Raw genomic sequence first — 440 nt, forward strand, 5'->3', positions numbered from 1 at the left:
GGTAACCATGGGCGTTATGCAGGTCAAGTTAATCTTAAATACGGCCAAGAGCCTGGTGTCCAGATTTATACTCATATTTCAGATCAATACAGTCCTTTTTTCACGAAGGTAATCAGTAGAGTCAGAGACTCAACGCATGTGCTTGATGGATTGCTTTATCACGAAAGTGACCTTGAAATAGCCGAGCATTACACCGATACAGCAGGCTTCACAGAGCATGTCTTTGCTTTAATGCATCTACTAGGATTTGCCTTTGCCCCACGAATTAGAGATCTTCATGATAAGCGCTTGTATATAGAAGGAAAGCCGGAGCAATACCCAGGACTTAAATCCATTATCTCTCCAACAAGTTTGAAACCAAAAGATATCGAGCCACATTGGGATGAGGTATTGCGTCTTGCCACATCAATTAGGCAAGGGACAGTCACCGCTTCTCTGAT

1 protein-coding gene is annotated in these 440 nt (G+C 43.0%); it reads left to right on the top strand.

Annotated elements, in window-relative coordinates:
• Positions 1 to 440, top strand: a 440-nt coding sequence (locus QTO00_RS20875) for a Tn3 family transposase (protein WP_331426408.1), incomplete at both ends; no start/stop codon positions are given.

Source organism: Vibrio sp. M260118, assembly GCF_036533755.1.
GTDB lineage: Bacteria > Pseudomonadota > Gammaproteobacteria > Enterobacterales > Vibrionaceae > Vibrio.